Here is a 14423-nt window from a genome sequence, read left to right as displayed (position 1 = left end):
CCTTGTATAGAATCTTTTCTCGCATAATCGGCGAGGATTTCAATCTACAACAAGGAGCAATGATCATATGGTTTGTGCTTGCATTATTAACAGCTCTCGTTTGGGGATGGAGAGTGTTTGGGGTGAAGTGCCCGGGCCATCGCATCCATATAGCTCTGAACGGCGCGCTGACTCACTTCCGCTTCTGGAACGAATATTTCGAAAAGATGAAAACATCCGGGATACAGGTTAAATTCGATATCTACACCTGCTTGCGCAAGTCGTGTTACATATTCGATCGTCTCATCTCGGAATAGATCAAGCTGACCTACACAGGTATAGGTTGGTGGCAGTCCAGCTAAATTCTCCGCTCTCGTTGGTACCGCATAGGAAGATATCCTGCTGGCATCGTTCTCCTCGCCCAGGTACATGTTCCAAGCCGTTAAGTTGTCCGTCCGGTTCCAGATTGCACCTTCTTCCGTAATCTCATGGCTTGATGGCGTAATGTTACGGTTGTCGAGCATTGGGTACAACGGCATCTGAAAGATAATGGAGGGTCCACCTTTATCTCGTGCCATCAGCGCAAGTGCTGCTGTCAGCCCGCCGCCACCGCTTGCACCAGCAATCGCAACCCGATTCTCATCAATGCCAAGTGATTCCGCTTCCTCCGTCATCCATACTAAGCCAGCATAACAATCTTCGATTGCAGCTGGATAGGGGTGCTCGGGTGCCAGCCTATAATCAACCGACACGACAACACATCTAGCCGTCTGAACAAAGCGTTCACACAACTCGTCGTCCATATCAGGATGTCCTAACACGTATCCGCCCCCGTGAATCCACAGCATAGCTGGAAGCTTGTCAGCATTTCGCCCAGCAGGTTCATAAATTTTTACCAGTATCTCCCCTGCAACACCCGGAATTTTTCGACTGGTTGTGTTTACATGCTCTGACCTCTTCAGTGACGGAGCCGACACTAAACTTCTGCTCCACTCTAAATTCTCTTCCAATTGAAACCCTGGAAATTGTGAATATGCCTCTCTTAATTCTGGTAGTATACGTTTATCGATACTCATGAAAATCCTCCAATACAATAATGATTGCTTGTATAATTCCTATTCCTTCTCAGCTTCCCACTTGGCAATTTCCTCTCGTACTCGTGGAGCAACCTCCGTTCCGAGCAGTTCTATAGCCCGCAACACCTGCTCATGTGGCATCGTGCTTAGTGGAACATACATCATAAAGCGTGTAATACCTACATGCTTCCGTAGATGAATGATCTTCTGAGCAACTGTTTCTGGATCTCCAACGTACAATGCGCCATCAAAGCTTCGGGCCGCATCATAGCTGGAACGATCATAATACGACCATCCTCGTTCTTTGCCGAGCTTGTTCATGCCGTACTGGGTAGATGGAAAAAAGATATCTGCTGCCCGTTCCGTATCTTCTGCGACGAATCCAATCGAATGAGATCCCACCTGAAGCTGCGATACATCATGTCCAGCGCGGGCCGCCGCCTTCTTGTACAGCTCTACAAGCGGAGCAAAATTCATTGGATTCCCGCCAATGATCGCCAACATCAATGGCAGACCCAAAAGTCCTGCACGAACGGCAGAGCTTTGCGTACCTCCGCTGCCAATCCATATTGGTAAAGAGCTTTGGACGGGCCGCGGGTATACGCCCAAACTATGAATTGCTGGCCGATGGCCTCCCTTCCAAGTTACTTTCTCGGAACCCCGTATTTTCATAAGCAGTTCGATATTTTCATTGAATAGCTCCTCATAGTCATGTAAGCCATAACCAAACAACGGAAAGGATTCAACGAATGAACCCCTGCCCGCTATAATCTCGGCACGTCCATTGGAGATGCCGTCAAGCATAGCAAAATCCTGAAACACACGTACAGGATCAGCAGATGAAAGGACCGTCACAGCACTAGCCAGGCGAATCCGTTTAGTCAAGGACGCTGCAGCGGACAACACGATTGCTGGTGAAGAAGCTGCATAATCTTCACGATGATGCTCACCGATACCAAAAACATCAAGTCCCACCCGATCCGCAAGGACGATTTCTTCGACTACTTCTCGTAATCGCTGTGCATGACTCATCACAATTCCAGTCTCAATATCAGGCTTTGTTTCTACGAACGAAGTAACACCTATTTCCATGATTTATCACACCTCTTTTAATTTTTCTCCTGCACTACAACCAACAGATATTTGGGGCAACCCTATTTTTTTAAGAAGAATGCTCTAGACAACGGATTAAAGCTGTCCAATCCATCTCACCATAACCATGGGCTATTCCTTCAGATAAATGATGATGGATAAGTTGGCCCAAAGGTAGAGGAGCTTGGACGGACTGCGCTGCCTCTATAGCCAGTGCAACATCCTTCAGCCCTAGCTTCATTTTAAAACCAGCTGGTTCAAACCGCTGTTCTGTCATTATCGCCCCATAGTTCTGATATAAGGGAGATTGAAAAAGAGCATTCACCACATCCATAAAACGGGCTGGCTCTATGCCATACTTTCCTACCATCAGCTGCGTTTCTGATAAAGCTTCCAGCATAGAAGCAATTAAAAAGTTTACGCCTATTTTTACAACATTTCCTTCTTCGCTATAATCCCCAATCTCGAATATTTCCTGACCTAATTGTTCTAAAACAGGAATTAACTGTTGTCTGGCTTGCTCCGGACCTGCCAAAATGATGCGCAATTTAGCTGCTTTAGCGGCATCCGGACGCCCCAGCACTGTGGCAGACACAAAGTATTGCTTTCTCTCCGCATGCGCCGCGGATAATTTCCGAGCCAGATCTACACTGATCGTACTGGCAGATATGTGAATTCCTTTTTCTGATAATCCATTCAAAATTCCATTTGGACCCTCAACAATCTCCTCCAAAGCGGCATCGTCAGAAAGCATGGTTATGACCATATCGCTCTTTTGTGCTGCCTCCAATGGTGTCTCGGCATAATGCGCTCCCTGATCTATTAGGGGTTGCGCTTTTTCACGAGTACGATTAAAAACGATTAATTCATTACCAGCTTTCAACAAATTTTGGGCCATTGGAAAGCCCATTTTCCCAAGCCCGATAAATGATATTTTCATAAGTCTCTTCTCCGCATTAAGGATGATTTACAATAACGGAACGATCGTTCCAGAATAACCAAAAAAAATTTATATTCCTGCAATTACAAAGCTTATCATCTCTTTGGCACGCTGCTGATCTTGATCTGCTTTTGCCATAATATTTATGCTTTGATGTAAATTCAGCAATAAATAAGACCACGCTTTGACATCAGTGGTTTTATCAAGTTCGCCTGATTGTCGGCCTTTTTCCAAAAGCTCGCAAAAAGCCTGTTCTAAATTCAAAAAACTAGTCTTTATCAATTCATTTATTTTTTCATCCCGCGACTCTAGTGTTGTAGCTGCATTCGTTACAAAACACCCGCCGGGTAGGCTCGTATCGTACGCTGAAGTAATATGTTGCTCAAAAAATTGTTGAATCCCTGCTCTAACGCTTGACGCCTGTTCAAGAATGACCTGTCTATTGAAGCTAACCTTTTTGTAATGTTCCAGTGCGGCAATGTACAACGTTTGCTTGTCAGAAAAAGTATCGTAAAGACTAGATCGGCTAATGCCCATAACCTGCAGCAAGTCCGGTATGCTTGTTGCCTCATAACCCTTTTTCCAAAACAACAGCATCGCTTGATGTAGTGCTTGATCCTCGTTAAACTCTCTTATCCTTGCCATGAGTAACACCTCCCGTAATGGCAATATAACATATCTGGAACGATCAGTCCAGATAAACTTCGAGAGAAAACCTAACGTTTTGCTTTGCATAGCTGATGAACTCTAATTTGCACACAAAAAGGCCTGTTCGGTAGGCTTCATCGCTTACGAACAGGTCTTAGTTTATTATTCCGGTCTCTCAATTTCAAAAATCTCACCAATCGTAGCGTAATTAGCTCCCGCTAAACGACTTACTGCATTTAAGGCTCTAGGGTCAATCCGCCCCTCCTGATAAATCGATTCATCGATATGAAACTGAACAATTTCGCCGATGAACAAATCACTCCCAGGTTCTTCAGCTCCTAGAGGTATCGCTTGTACAAGCTTACATTCCATTCGAACCTTTGCTTCCAATACACCAGGTACAGCTATATTTTTACTTGGGACCGGTGTAAGATTGGCAAGTTCAATTTCACTTTCTGCTCTTGGCAATGAGGCAGCGGTTTGATTGATTTTTCCAACATTCTCATCATCTACAATATGCACAACAAACTGATGATTGTTATAGATATTACGGGCTGTATCTTTTAATCGTCCCGCTGGTCTTTGAATAGACAGTGAAACCATCGGAGGATTAGACGAGACGATATTAAAATAGCTAAACGGCGCACCATTCAAAATGCCATCTTCTGATTGAGTAGTGACAAAAGCAATGGGCCTAGGAATTACAGTACCAATTAATAATTTATAGTTATCGCGCTCACTATTTTGCTTCGGATCAATCGAAATCAATCTCCCCAGCTCCTTCTTCACTCTTTCACGAAATCGATCGTGCTTCTAACGGTATCAATAGGGCGTACTAACTTCTCAATTTGCTCACGTTTAGGTTCCAAGAATGGTGGCAATGAAAGCTTTTCTCCAACCGTTTCGTATTCCTCGTCTCCCATAAATCCAGGTCCATCTGTCGCAAGCTCAAACAGGATTTGTGGAGCAACACGTGTATACAGCGACTCGAAGAAATGACGATCCACATAACCTGAAGTACGGAATCCAAAGTCTTCAAAATGCTTAGTCCACTCATCAAGCATCGCACGGTCTTCTACTCGGAAAGCCGCATGGTGAACCGTACCAAAGCCTTGACGCGAATTCGGTAAGTCCTCGTTATGCTCAACAATAATTTGCGCCCCGTTTCCGCCTTCGCCGACTTCAAACAAATGATAAGCATCTTCCTGACCGATTTCTTTAAACAGCATGACTCTTTCCAACATTTCTTTAAAATAGCTGAAGTCAGCTATGCGTACAAAGATCGGTCCCAAACCAGTGATCGCAAACTCTAAAGGAATCGGTCCTTTTTGCCATGGTGTACCTGATGCGACCCCTTCATTAAATTCATCAGAGATAAGTTGATATTGCTGGTCATCAAAATCTACGAAGGATAAAGTCTTTTTGCCGAATTGCTCTTTAATTCCATTATGCTTCACATTAAGGCGATCAAAACGCTTTACCCAGTAGTCTAATGAAGCATCTGTTGGTACCCGGAAGGATGTCTTGGCGATCTCATTGGTTCCGTGTACGCCTTTAGGAATGTTAGGAAAGTCAAAGAACGTCATATCCGTTCCGGCACTGCCCTTATCATCTGCAAAAAACAAGTGATACGTTTGGATATCGTCTTGATTGACGGTTTTCTTCACTAGACGCATTCCCAATACGTAAGTGAAGAACTCGTAGTTTTTCTCTGCGCTGCTTGTGATAGCTGTTACGTGGTGAATCCCTTTTAAATTTCTCATGATTATACACTCCTAAAGTTAGTTTGATTTTGTACTATAATTCCCTAGATCAAGAAAGATTAATTGAATTATCTTAATGTTAAGATATCATTCAAAAAAAATCTCTTTCCAACATTCGATTACATGTATCTTATATATTATCTTTACATTAATTATCTTTAACTTAAGATAAATTTAACACACTCCTTTGTTGTTGTCAACAAAACACTATAAAAGATAACAGCCTTGTTCAGTATGTAAATAGACTTACTGAACAAGGCTGTTTTGTTTTGGTGCTTACTCGATCACAAATTTACCAACCGTCTCATTCATCATTTCCGCAATATTCGCCTGGTGCTCAGAAGAAGCAGCCACATCTTCAAACGCTTGTAATGTATCTGAAATGTGATTTCGAATGCCACTTACATTGTCCGCAGACTGTTGAGATACTGCGGCAACATTCGTCATCGCTTGATCTACCTCTGCCATTGATAGCTTCAGTCCGTGCATTGAAGATACCATTTCACCTGTGATCTCATGAAACATATCGGCATCATTTTTATATTGCATACTTACTTGCTCGAAACTCTCATAATCACTTATCACCGTCGAATCGATAAAATCCAGTAGCGCTTGTGATTGAAAGGACACATTCTCAAAAGCATCTTCCACTAGCAGTGTCATTTTCTGAATTTTCCCCACCGATTCCTCCGACTGTACAGCAAGTTTGCGTACTTCATTAGCAACTACAGCAAATCCTCTTCCCTCATCCCCAGCTCTTGCTGCCTCAATGGAAGCATTCAAGGACAATAGATTCGTTTGAGCTGCAATCTCCGAAATGTACCCGGCCATTTCTCTTACTTCATTAACAACTTTCCCAGCCTCGATCGCGTGCATAATGGAATTTTGTTTCTCAGCATACAAACTTGTCGCATATTGAATCGATGCTACAGCCTTTTCCTTCGCGGAAGCTGCCTGTACCAGAATTTCTTCGGAGGTATTTAGTGCTACTCCCGCCTTATTACTTAGCAGATCTGCATTGGAGATAATCTCTTGTACTGTTGCATTTACTTCTTCTGTTGTAGCACTTAAAGATTCACTTCCAGAAGCAACCTCTTGCGAGGAATTATAAATTTGATCCATTGTAGCATTTACTTCCTCAACTGTTGCAGATAATTCTTCACTAAGTGCACCTAACTCTTGTGCTGAGGAAGAAGCACTAGCTACGATGGTTTGTACTTGCTCTGCCGAATGATTAAGCGACTTCACGATTCGACCAAATTCATCTTCAGCATCAAACTTAGCTCTTTGAGTCAGATCTCCTCGACCAAACGCCTCTGAAAAGTTCAGGATAATGGTTACTGCTCGTGAGAAATATCTTCTCAAGGACAAATATGAACCGATTGAAATCAGGATAACGAGAAAAGCAACAATGATATTGACCGTAAGTCCTTTTTGAAATAGCTTCTTATTCTGAACATCTGCATTTTGGGCACTTCCTAAGTTCATTCCAACTAATTTTCCAAGGTCTTCATTTCGTTTCGTATTTAACGCTTCAAGATTTGAAGTGGTATCTTCACTAGGATCATATGTAGGTGTATTCAGCATCTTCTCAAGCATCGGAAGCTGAATTTGCCGATACTGTTTCGTTAATGATAAAACTTCAGCATAAATCTCCTTTTCGTTTGGGAGGGAACGTGTTTCTTCATACTTATTCAAGATTCCATTGTTTTCAGCTTGAAGCTCAACAACTTTCTGATAACTCTCTTGAAGTTCGCTTGGATCATGACTAGCGATCATCTTATTCGTTAAGGTTACTATTTCATGATTATTTGATTCGAATTTCCCAAGTGCATAAACTGACGTAAGATCGTTCTTATACATACTTCTAGAGTTCGCATACATATTGCTGAAATACACACTACCAACGATCGCAATGATCAGAGCACCTAACAGTAATATTGAATTAGTAACAGTAATTTTGCCTACGATAGTCCAATTTCTCATTTTCCTCATGCTTTGCACTCCCTATGTACTTTTAATTAAGCTTTCATATTCTACTACTGGCATTGGTTTCGCGAAATAGTATCCTTGTGCGATTTCACAATCTATTTGTTTCAAAAAATCAATTTGCGCCTCTGTCTCAACTCCCTCTGCCACAACTTTCATATTTAAATCCCTAGCTAGTTTGACCATACTGGCAATTACTATCTTCCCTGTCTCATCATTTGACTTACTCATCAGAAAAGCCCTGTCTAACTTAATGACATCAGCAGGGAAATATTGCAATACATTTAAGGAACTATAACCTGTCCCAAAATCATCGATAGCTATGGAAAATCCTTTACGTTTCAACTCCAACAAAATATCTCTAACAAACTCTAAATTTTGGAATACAATAGACTCGGTCAGCTCTAACTCTATCAATCTAGCAGGTACCTGGTACCTGTTAATAATATTCGTCAAATGGAGCAGGAAATCATTATGGTATAGGGTTATAAGCGATATATTCACTGAAATCGGAAGTGGCTGGATTCCTTCCTGGATCCATTTACTCAACATGATACATACTGATTTAAACACCATTAAATCTAATTTCACAATAAAGCGATTCCTCTCAAATATGGGGATAAATACTGCAGGAGATATAAGTCCCTTCTGAGGATCATTCCATCGAACCAATGCCTCAGCGCCATGAAAACTGTTCACTCGCAGATCCATTTTAGGTTGTAAATATACTATAAATTCACCATTTGTCATGGCAGCATCCATCTTTCTTACGATGTCTTGCTCTTCGTGTATCTGCAATAGCAATTGTTCGTCAAAGAAAGTGCATGAGCTCTTGTATCCACCTTTAATGGACTTACAAGCGATTCCTGCTCGGTCAATACATGTGAGGATATCGCTCTGACGATCATCTATACAGTAAATTCCACAATTAATCACTAGCCTAAAACCTTCTTCATTTCCAAACGTATAGTCGCTCATTTGTTCAGTAAGTACTTGTATACGGATGAATAATTCCGCCTTATTGTCATACGAAGTGAAAAGAATAAAACGATCACCCCCTAAGCGTCCAATGACATCCTCGTCTAATGTGTTTGCTGTTAAGCTATTAGCCACTTGAATCAAAATACTATTTCCTTCATGAAAACCGACAATTTCATTTATGTATTTAAATTGTTCAATATCAAATTGCAACACAGCAAACTTTGTATTCGGTTTCTCTTTAAGTAAATACTGAGCATCTATAACAAATTTATTCGTTCTAGAAAGATGTGTTAACTCATCCTCAAAGGCAATCCTCTCCATCTGTTTCCTAATTTTGCTCTTATTTAATAGAATGTTAACAAATATGATCAATAGTAAGACAAACATGATTACACATAATAGAAAAGTCGCCTGACTCATTTGAGACGCTTTGGCCATGATCAAATCTTTCGGTATCACGGAGAGAATATACCAGTCCTCAACCCCCTGGATGCCAGAATAACCAACCATTTTGCTATCTCCGTTAATCCAAAATATTCCTACTCCAGATTTTTTTGCGGTTATGTTCTCTTTAAAGATTTGCAGTTGTTTCTTATTTCTAGAATCAATACTTATACTTTCGAATATGTTATCAATTGTCTTATCCTCTTCGAGATTCTTCGATTGGATAATGACTTGTCCCTTTTGATCAATGATTTGAGAATAACCATGACCTTTAAAGAAGGAAACTGCAAGAGCATCATAAAGATCCTGTGTATATTTGCTGGCAGATAAAGCACCCTTCACTTCACCTTTAAACTTAAGTGGACTATTGATCGTGATAATTTCTTTATTGGAGATCTTATCTAAGAATGGATCAGAAATACTGCTAATACCCTGCAGAGCCTTTTGGAACCCTACTTCATCTGATACATCAAACATTGTCCCATCTGATGCGTAAGCTTTACCATCTGGGCTGTTGATGCTAATTCGAATAAAATTATATTTTTTATCAAAGTGATGCAGATATTTTTTGGTCTTATCCCAATCCATATAATTGATTTCCGAAATAGAATCAGCAATTCCATCTAATGAATCTAATCCACCCTGTATCATATTTCCAATCGATCTACTCGCATGTATCGTAGCTTCTGATGTAGCAGCAACCGCTTCTTGCTCATAAGAGTTAGCAGTCCATTTTATGAAATAGTAAGAGCACCCCCAAAATATCAACGTTGCCATTATGACGAGGCCTATCATTCTCCATACTCTCAGTGGTTGTGTCTGATCCATGTACTATCATCCTTTTTCCGATTTATTACGTTTTTTTATTAGAAAACGAGCAAAAAAAAAGCCGCTATCAGAATGATAACGGCTGCATATGCATCAAAAAATAAGAGCATGAAACTCCCACTGCATGCAACCGGCTGTCATATCTATAAATAGATTTAGACCCTATGGCTTTGTGTCCCTATTTTTCAATAGGTTTACCAATATTCTGTTTTACTATTTTTAGTCCTAAATACTCTATTAAAAATAGGCTACCACCAAAAGACCTATCTCCGCTGTGATTTAATTTTTTTCAATGGGAAATTTTTCACAAACCTCAATGTTAACTTTAATATAATATTTATTAATGTAAAGCAACAATTCTGCGAACAATTATAAAATTAGATACTAAAGCCCAATGTAACATTTATATATGTCACATTGGGACTTACTTCTCAACACGAATTATGTTTGTCTTACAAACGCATAACGAAGAACAGCTTCTTCTAAAATATCAATCCCCATAATGATATCATCCAAGTCTGTATATTCATTAGGATGATGACTAAGTCCATCTACAGAAGGAACAAAGATAAGCCCTACTGGGCAAAGTTTGTTCATGTTCATGGCATCATGCCCTGCACCACTGATCATCCGTTGACTCGATATCCCCTTCTCTTCACAAATGGATTCTAGAACATGAGTGATCTCATCCGATAATAGGACTGGTTCCTCGGAGATGATTTCCGTACTCGCAATTTCAAGTTGTCTGCTCTCTTGTACTGAGGCTATCGTCTGATATAAATGATCTAACACACGTTGCCTGGATGCCACTGAAGTAGATCTGATATCAATTTTAATTTCCACTTCTCCCGGAACCACGTTCATAGCGCCATTCAAGATATCTATCACCCCTAGCGTCGCAACCGTTCCAAATTCTTGTTCGAGTTTGGCTCCCTTCTCAAGCTCAAGTGCTATTTCTGAGGCACCCAGAAAAGCATCTTTTCTCATATTCATAGGTGTCGTTCCAGAGTGGGATGCCTTCCCTGATATTTGAATATGAAGCCTCACGGGTGCAGCAATTCCAGTCACAATTCCTATTCTTTTATTATTGTTTATTAAGACAGGACCTTGCTCAATATGTAATTCAAAAAACGCTTTTAATTCTTCATTCTCTCTACTCGCCTGATCAATACTGTTATAATCCAGTGCACATAGCGAAAATGCCTTTTCCATTGTAATACCGTCTTTGTCCTTCAAAGATCTATATTTCTCCTTCTGAAATAACCCTGACATTATTTTGCTGCCTACTGTTGAAATACCAAAACGCGAGGATTCTTCACAGGCAAATGAGATAATTTCAATCGGATGATCCGTTTCAATCCCTTTTTCGTTTAGACGTTTGATCACTTCCAAAGCAGCCGTTACACCTACTACCCCATCGTACTTCCCACCTTGGTATACCGTATCCAAGTGAGAGCCCATTACAACGGGTGGGAGCCCTTCTATCTTTCCATTTCTTCTAGCAATCACATTTCCGCAATGATCCATCCGAATATCTAAATTTTCAGCCTTGCACATCCGCATAAAAGCACTCGTACATGTCTGCTCTTCATTTGTATAGGCAATTCTAGTGATGCCCTTCTCACCCGAGTTATATTGATTAATATTATCAAATAAAGCCTGATATCTTCTCTTTCTATCCATGCTAATATCTCCAATCCTGGGTATTCATGATTATGGTTTCATCAAAATTCGTGAATGATATACAATAGAGGTAGTGCTAGTCTTTAAAAATTACTTACTTGATGAGGTGTAATGGGTAACTATGAAGAAGACCATTATTTTTAAAGAAAATGACTCATTTACAATTAAAGCTGATTTTTATGAAACAAATCGTCCCCAAGCCCCTGCTATTGTGTACATTCACGGAGGCGGCCTGCTTTGGGGTGATCGAGAAGATCTATCCGAGGAAATGATACAACTTTACACTAATAATGGCTTTGCGCTATTTTCGATTGACTATAGATTAGCCCCTAGGTCAACCCTATCTGACATCCTTGAAGATGTCCAAGATAGCCTTCTTTGGTTAGAAAAGGAAGGACCAAAACAATTCTCCATTGACCCCTCGAGGATCGCTGTAGTGGGAAGCTCAGCAGGTGGTTTCCTTGCACTAAGCACAGGAATGTTTACCCATAAGCCACGTGCGATTGTTTCCTTCTATGGATATGGCGATATTAGCGCTCCATGGGCACTCGAACCAAGTAAATTCTATTGTGAAAAGGATATCGTCTCCATGGAGATTGCAAAAGGTACAGTGTCCGATCAAATCATTACGAGCGCAAGCGTTGACGAGCGTTTTCTTCTCTATTTATATGCAAGACAATCCGGTCGTTGGATCGAAGAAGTGACAGGCTTGAATCCTTCTCTACATAAGGAAGAACTTCTCAAATTCTGTCCTATTCATCATGTAACTAAGGAATTTCCCCCTACATTGTTACTTCACGGAACGAACGATGTAGATGTGCCATATGAACAATCGGTATTCATGAGAGCTGCGCTAGTGAAAGAAGGAGTAGCGGCAAAGCTTATTACTATTCCAAACGGAGAGCATGTATTTGAAAAAGATTTCGATAACCCTGTTGTGCAAAAAGCTCTTCATCAGGTGATTGATTTCCTTCAGCTTCATCTTGCTGAGTAGGTCTGTAGAAGAACAGGAAAATCCGGCACTAAAATAGTGCCGGAAAATATAGGAGACCGCATGAATTATTTCTTGTTTAATTCGTGGAAATGCGTCCATAAATGATCGCAATCTTCTCTAGCTTCCACTTTAATCATATTAACAACACTCTCATCATGCCCCACAAAATATTCGCGAAGGTGAATGTCAGAGAAGCCATGCTCTTTCGCATCATCTCTTGTGCTGCAATAATGAACTTCCTTAACCCCTGACCAAATAATAGCGCCCATACACATCGGACACGGTTCACAGGTGGCATAAATTACACAATCCGATAAGTCCATCGTGTCTAGCTTTTTGCAAGCTTCTCGGATAGCTACCATTTCCGCATGTGCAGAAGGATCCGTATCTCTCATCATCGTATTGCTAACCGCTGCAATTACTTCATCGCCTCGGACAATCGTTGCACCAAACGGGCCTCCAAATTTCTTGTTCATACCCTCAATCGTTGCGTCTACAGCCAATTTCATGTAATCCATTTCAAATTCCTCCTCTAGTTTAATTGGGATGATTTTAGTGTTTTGCTAAAGATGGTGTATAGAACAAACGAAACAATTAAGCCACTAAAGAAAGCAAAATCATTCATCCTAACTAGGAAGGGGATACCCTTAAGAAATGCACCTGACATAGGAAGGATGAAGCTGACTGCTAAAACAGCCATCGCAACAGGATTGTAACCATTCTTATATTCACCATTGCTACCTGCTGGGACATAGATATTATCAAGATTTAATACTCTTTTCCGATGAATAAAGAAGCTTGAAAGCATAATACCCGCAATTGGACCAAAGATGGACCCAATAAAGCTATAGAAGTAGAATAAAGTGGTTGTACTTTCTACCAGCTTCCATGGCAAAATCAAAGTTCCAACAACGGCTGTTAAGACACCTGCAGTCTTTACAGTGAATTTTTTCGGGAAAAGAGATGACATTTGCAAGCCAGCTGGCAATAGGTTTGCAAACACTACGAAGGCGATTGCTCCTACGTTTAGCGCTAGAATCAATACAACAACCGCGAAAGTGTTTTCAATTTTATCAATGGCATGAACGATATTGAAAATCGGTTCACCAAACGCAATTTCTGTACCCGCGATTAAGGCCACACAAGTGATAGCAAAAAGAATATAAGACAAGATAAACCCTACTGGCAATCCAATCATAGCCGCTTTTGGTGATTTCGCACGATGTGTGAAGTCCGACATATTCACAACAGGACCCGCCCAGTTAGATACCAATGCACTCACGCAAGCAATAAAGACTAATGGACTTGAGCTTGGGTTCGCTGGTACATACTCTAAAATCGGACCAAACCCTCCAGCAATCTTGATCGCCCAAACAGCAGCACCAATAATAAACACATACACTACCGGGGAAGACCAGTTACCGAACTTACCTAATGTTTTCATTCCACCTAAGAACAACAGAACCGTTGCTGTCCAAAGAATCGCATAGGAGATCATTGTCGGGAATGCTAACCCGAATAGTGTGAAGCCACCGCCTAAATCCATATAATTCGGAATAAATCTAGCAAATATAACATTTAATGATTCTGCACCAACAACGGTAGTGGTTCCAAAGAATACTAATCCGGCAACAAGTCCTCGTATCAATGCCGGTATAATTGCTCCTTTTACCCCAAATGAATCACGAAGCAACATCGCGAATGGCAGCCCATATTTGGAGGCAGAATATCCGTTTAAAGCATAAAATGCGGAGACAATAATGGCCGAAAGCATAACGGCAAAGAGCACCTGTGTTGTATCCAATCCTAAGACGAAGAAGCCTGCAACTGTCATATACGACATAATATTATGAACAGCACCCATCCAAAGGGTTATATAGTTGGACATTCCCCAGTCTCTTTGCTCAGGCTTCTTGGGCAGTAATTCCTCACCGTAACCGTATGATTTGTACCTATCATAATTTTGTTCCAACTTTGCTTGATCCATATCTACACTTCCCCTCGCT

12 protein-coding genes and 1 riboswitch are annotated in these 14423 nt (G+C 40.9%); of the genes, 1 reads left to right on the top strand and 11 read right to left on the bottom strand.

Annotated features, from left to right (window positions below):
• Positions 1 to 86 precede the first annotated feature (86 nt).
• The 9 genes from NYE25_RS26230 to NYE25_RS26190 all read right to left on the bottom strand — a co-directional run bounded on the left by NYE25_RS26230 (position 87) and on the right by NYE25_RS26190 (position 11423).
• Positions 87 to 1055 carry an alpha/beta hydrolase gene (locus tag NYE25_RS26230; RefSeq protein ID WP_076283969.1) on the bottom strand — a complete coding sequence of 323 codons (969 nt, stop codon included), beginning with the start codon at positions 1053 to 1055 and terminating at the stop codon, positions 87 to 89.
• A gap of 39 nt (positions 1056 to 1094) precedes the next feature.
• Positions 1095 to 2147 (bottom strand): LLM class flavin-dependent oxidoreductase, encoded by a 1053-nt coding sequence (locus tag NYE25_RS26225; RefSeq protein ID WP_341147227.1) that lies wholly within the window; start codon positions 2145 to 2147, stop codon positions 1095 to 1097.
• A gap of 70 nt (positions 2148 to 2217) precedes the next feature.
• Entirely contained in the window at positions 2218 to 3087 is an 870-nt protein-coding gene (locus NYE25_RS26220; RefSeq protein ID WP_076283967.1) for an NAD(P)-dependent oxidoreductase, read from the bottom strand.
• A gap of 69 nt (positions 3088 to 3156) precedes the next feature.
• Complete coding sequence (locus NYE25_RS26215) at positions 3157 to 3732, bottom strand: TetR/AcrR family transcriptional regulator (protein ID WP_341147226.1); 576 nt, start codon at positions 3730 to 3732, stop codon at positions 3157 to 3159.
• A 165-nt stretch (positions 3733 to 3897) separates the two neighbouring features.
• Positions 3898 to 4503 carry a flavin reductase family protein gene (locus NYE25_RS26210; RefSeq protein WP_341049961.1) on the bottom strand — a complete coding sequence of 202 codons (606 nt, stop codon included), beginning with the start codon at positions 4501 to 4503 and terminating at the stop codon, positions 3898 to 3900.
• 17 nt (positions 4504 to 4520) lie between these two features.
• Positions 4521 to 5498 (bottom strand): ring-cleaving dioxygenase, encoded by a 978-nt coding sequence (locus tag NYE25_RS26205; RefSeq protein ID WP_341049962.1) that lies wholly within the window; start codon positions 5496 to 5498, stop codon positions 4521 to 4523.
• Between the two features lie 276 nt (positions 5499 to 5774).
• On the bottom strand, positions 5775 to 7493 hold the full coding sequence (locus tag NYE25_RS26200; RefSeq protein ID WP_341147225.1) for a methyl-accepting chemotaxis protein: 1719 nt from the start codon (positions 7491 to 7493) through the stop codon (positions 5775 to 5777).
• 12 nt (positions 7494 to 7505) lie between these two features.
• Positions 7506 to 9740, bottom strand: a complete 2235-nt coding sequence (locus tag NYE25_RS26195; protein ID WP_341147224.1) for a bifunctional diguanylate cyclase/phosphodiesterase — start codon at positions 9738 to 9740, stop codon at positions 7506 to 7508.
• A gap of 122 nt (positions 9741 to 9862) precedes the next feature.
• Positions 9863 to 9949: riboswitch (cyclic di-GMP riboswitch) on the bottom strand.
• A gap of 232 nt (positions 9950 to 10181) precedes the next feature.
• Entirely contained in the window at positions 10182 to 11423 is a 1242-nt protein-coding gene (locus tag NYE25_RS26190; protein WP_341147223.1) for a Zn-dependent hydrolase, read from the bottom strand.
• Positions 11424 to 11544: 121 nt separating this feature from the next.
• Here NYE25_RS26190 and NYE25_RS26185 point away from each other — a divergent pair, with 121 nt between their 5' ends.
• A complete protein-coding gene (locus NYE25_RS26185) occupies positions 11545 to 12417 on the top strand; it encodes an alpha/beta hydrolase (protein ID WP_341147222.1) in 873 nt (290 codons plus the stop codon).
• Between the two features lie 65 nt (positions 12418 to 12482).
• On the opposite strand, the gene NYE25_RS26180 is transcribed toward NYE25_RS26185, so the two are convergent.
• Together NYE25_RS26180 and NYE25_RS26175 are read right to left on the bottom strand one after the other, a co-directional pair.
• Positions 12483 to 12935, bottom strand: a complete 453-nt coding sequence (locus tag NYE25_RS26180; RefSeq protein ID WP_042124600.1) for a nucleoside deaminase — start codon at positions 12933 to 12935, stop codon at positions 12483 to 12485.
• 14 nt (positions 12936 to 12949) lie between these two features.
• On the bottom strand, positions 12950 to 14404 hold the full coding sequence (locus NYE25_RS26175) for a cytosine permease (protein ID WP_042185326.1): 1455 nt from the start codon (positions 14402 to 14404) through the stop codon (positions 12950 to 12952).
• Positions 14405 to 14423 lie beyond the last annotated feature (19 nt).

This window comes from Paenibacillus sp. FSL E2-8871 (assembly GCF_038000345.1).
Lineage (GTDB): Bacteria > Bacillota > Bacilli > Paenibacillales > Paenibacillaceae > Paenibacillus_AQ.
This window is presented reverse-complemented; position numbering and strand designations above follow the sequence as displayed.

What these genes read in the sequence shown, in the direction of transcription:
- NYE25_RS26230 (WP_076283969.1), bottom strand. Translation starts at nt 1,055, where the DNA reads ATGAGTATCGATAAACGTATACTACCAGAATTAAGAGAGGCATATTCA.
- NYE25_RS26225 (WP_341147227.1), bottom strand. Translation starts at nt 2,147, where the DNA reads ATGGAAATAGGTGTTACTTCGTTCGTAGAAACAAAGCCTGATATTGAG.
- NYE25_RS26220 (WP_076283967.1), bottom strand. Translation starts at nt 3,087, where the DNA reads ATGAAAATATCATTTATCGGGCTTGGGAAAATGGGCTTTCCAATGGCC.
- NYE25_RS26215 (WP_341147226.1), bottom strand. Translation starts at nt 3,732, where the DNA reads ATGGCAAGGATAAGAGAGTTTAACGAGGATCAAGCACTACATCAAGCG.
- NYE25_RS26205 (WP_341049962.1), bottom strand. Translation starts at nt 5,498, where the DNA reads ATGAGAAATTTAAAAGGGATTCACCACGTAACAGCTATCACAAGCAGC.
- NYE25_RS26200 (WP_341147225.1), bottom strand. Translation starts at nt 7,493, where the DNA reads ATGAGGAAAATGAGAAATTGGACTATCGTAGGCAAAATTACTGTTACT.
- NYE25_RS26195 (WP_341147224.1), bottom strand. Translation starts at nt 9,740, where the DNA reads ATGGATCAGACACAACCACTGAGAGTATGGAGAATGATAGGCCTCGTC.
- NYE25_RS26190 (WP_341147223.1), bottom strand. Translation starts at nt 11,423, where the DNA reads ATGGATAGAAAGAGAAGATATCAGGCTTTATTTGATAATATTAATCAA.
- NYE25_RS26185 (WP_341147222.1), top strand. Translation starts at nt 11,545, where the DNA reads ATGAAGAAGACCATTATTTTTAAAGAAAATGACTCATTTACAATTAAA.
- NYE25_RS26180 (WP_042124600.1), bottom strand. Translation starts at nt 12,935, where the DNA reads ATGGATTACATGAAATTGGCTGTAGACGCAACGATTGAGGGTATGAAC.
- NYE25_RS26175 (WP_042185326.1), bottom strand. Translation starts at nt 14,404, where the DNA reads ATGGATCAAGCAAAGTTGGAACAAAATTATGATAGGTACAAATCATAC.